The following is a 2,875-nucleotide window of genomic DNA, read 5'->3' as shown; positions in this document are numbered from 1 at the left end:
CCTGCTACTCCTGCAGCAATTGTAATATCATTTTTATAAATTAAATCCATGAACTCTTGTTGTTTATCATTCATAGGTTCAAAATTCTGCACTAAACTTTGTGTAGAATTAGGTAATCTATTTTTATGTTTCCCCATAATTATATTTTTGTAATTTCACATGACCCACCACTGCAAGCAGCTGAGGCATACTTTGATACTTCTTGATACTTTGGCTTACCTAGGATTTTTCCAAAATCAACAGCTTTAAACTCCCTGTTAATTACCTCTCCCTTATGCATTAAGTGTACATCTTTAATACAGTAAATAGTTTTATTAACATCATTATTAAAAAAATTATGAGAAAATTGTTTTACTCTCCTAATCCAATACTTTTTTAATAGTACTTGTTCTCTTGTGCCTGTTAACGCAATACTTTTATTTTTAACAATGTCACAAGCTTCCCACAAATTTTCATTAAAATAATGTAGTCCATCTACAATTAAACCAGATACAAATAATGCACCTTTTCCGTAAGTCTCAATTAATTCTGGTAAACTAAGTACTGATGTAAAGGGTGCTTGATTAAAATCTTTATCTCCATAATCAGATATAAAAGATACTGCTGTAAAATCATTTTTACTCTCCCAAATATAATTAATTACTTCTTCTATATCATCAATAATTACAGTATTAGAAGTATTATGATTTACTTTTGGATAAGCACAAAGTTCTCTATTAGTTCCTTCATTTACCCAATTTTTTTGAACTAATTTAATTAATTCTAAATGTTTCACTCCTTTCATGTCCTTTTTAAATAGAGCATCTTTAGGATTTTGTATAGGTACATATACGACATAATCACTATTAGTAGAAGACCAATAGCCCTCCTCTAGTAATGTAGGCATATTTGCTTTTAACCATTTAGCGGCATCATTTTCTTTATTTAATTGCATTATTCTAAAATAGTTTTCTGAATGTTCTGGGTGAATTCCAGAAGCAGTACCTAAGATAACGCTGGCATTTCCAGATGGTTTCCATTTATATTTATATAGATTCGTTACTCTCTATATCACGTAATTTTCATGTGCTTATACTTTCATACAAGATTAGACCATATCATAACTATTATTATAGTTTTGGGCACTTCCACTCACTTGAGTGTACTTCCTTGCGGAATGGTCGTTGAACTTTCTCCAGTTAAGGAGTTTAGCTGCTGATTTCCCATTGTAATATATAGAATTTTTTAACATTCACACTTACCATTTCTAGTTATGTTGTAGTATTCTATCTTTAGGGGGTTCCAGCAATTCACCCAATTTAGAGTGCGCAAAAGTTTACGCACGTAGTTCTAGCAGCTTGATTTATCTCTATTTTTTTAGCAATTCTTTTATTTACATCTTTAACTAAAGCAGCACCCTCTTGTAAAAGAATAGGGTCAAATAGCATTAGATTATTCATCCAACCAGTAATAGATACTCCTATTAATGCTTCTTGCTTTACAATATCCTCTGTAATTTTACCGAAGTATGAGAATTGATTATATCCAGCTTGCAAAGTGCCTATAATAGTAGCTGCTTCACACGCTTCTAAAAACTCTGTTTTGTTTGTAATCAACTCTGCATTTATTTCAGATAGATTACAAAAAGATACTCCAAGTAAATGACTGTAAATTCTTATAAAATCAAAAAGATCATTATATTTAATATTATTCAATTTTATTTCTTCTGGAAGTTGTTTATGTAAGATAGGATGCATCAGAATCTCAAAACATGGATTAAACATGTCAAACCATGAATTGGCAAAAGCAAAACCAATATCAGAGCTCCCTTCATTAAGTTTTATTAATTTTTCAAAATCTTCTTTAGTTGTAAGTTCTCTAATTAATAAAACAGAATTATTACTTCTTGCTCTATGTGGGTGAGTATTTCTCCAATCACCAGTTTTAGCATAAATCATATCATCATCTGATGGATCAACAATTGCATTCATTGCGGCCCTTCTCAATCCTCCTGATAATACTGCATCGAATGTTATACATAAGATATCAAAGATTGCTATAGGTTTTAATATATTTCCTTTAGTTTCTATCCAACTATTAAGGAACTGTTCTATCCTCTCTAAAGATTGTTTTAGACCATCAGATCCAGGAGCTTTAAATCCTCCTGAAATAAAAGATCCTTTTTGTCTTATTTCAGAGAAATCAAATTTAACTTCAAAACCAGCATACTCTGGAAATGGCTGTTTATCCTCAAAATAAGATGACATTAATACTCCTAAAGAGTCTGCCCATCCTTCTATAGAGTCTTCCACTACATAAGTTATTGTGCCACTAGTTCTTTTTTGTATCTTAGATATATTTTTAACAAATGGTTTAAGTAAACTTACACCAACTCCGCAACCACATAAAGATAAATAAAATGCTTCTTGAAAAATTTCATTTCTTGCAGCATATAAAGAACTACAATTATATAATCTAGTATTATGCTGTTCTATTTGTTCGTATCTATATTGTAAGTTGCGCTGGCTAGCTAACACTCTTTTTTCTGACATAGCTTTTTTTGCTATAGTTAACTCATCTTCAATGTTTATATCTGAGTATTTTTTTCTATGTCCATCTAAAATATTTTCACATGCTTCCTCCCATGTTTCAAATCTATTATCTACACTTCTCCATTTCAAATAATCTGAATGAAGTTTTAAATCACTTAAAAATTTCTTTCCTTTGTTCATATAATTAATGTTAATACCCAGCCTATTATTCCGCTACGGGTAATATTAAAAAATAAAAGCCCACTCTTCTGAGCGGGCTGATTGTATTTAGTTCATGCGAGATTTATTATTGTGTGAGAAAACTCATCCTGTTGTCGCATACCTTATACTTACTCCGTCTCAGG

Annotated in this window: 2 protein-coding genes; both read right to left on the bottom strand. The window is 30.8% G+C overall.

Annotated features, from left to right (window positions below; genetic code table 11):
• Positions 1–139: 139 nt before the first annotated feature.
• Complete coding sequence (locus PF569_09275) at positions 140–934, bottom strand: hypothetical protein (GenBank protein MDA3856426.1); 795 nt, start codon at positions 932–934, stop codon at positions 140–142.
• Between the two features lie 364 nt (positions 935–1,298).
• On the bottom strand, positions 1,299–2,711 hold the full coding sequence (locus PF569_09270; protein ID MDA3856425.1) for a hypothetical protein: 1,413 nt from the start codon (positions 2,709–2,711) through the stop codon (positions 1,299–1,301).
• Between the last annotated feature and the right edge of the window lie 164 nt (positions 2,712–2,875).

It is taken from the genome of Candidatus Woesearchaeota archaeon, from assembly GCA_027858315.1.
Lineage (GTDB): Archaea > Nanobdellota > Nanobdellia > Woesearchaeales > UBA583 > UBA583.
The sequence above is the reverse complement of the archived record's forward strand: the minus strand, read 5'-3'. Positions and strand labels throughout refer to the sequence as shown.

Bases quoted from the DNA above. Each gene is read 5' to 3' on its own strand.
- PF569_09275 (MDA3856426.1), bottom strand. From the start codon at position 934: ATGCAATTAAATAAAGAAAATGATGCCGCTAAATGGTTAAAAGCAAAT.
- PF569_09270 (MDA3856425.1), bottom strand. From the start codon at position 2,711: ATGAACAAAGGAAAGAAATTTTTAAGTGATTTAAAACTTCATTCAGAT.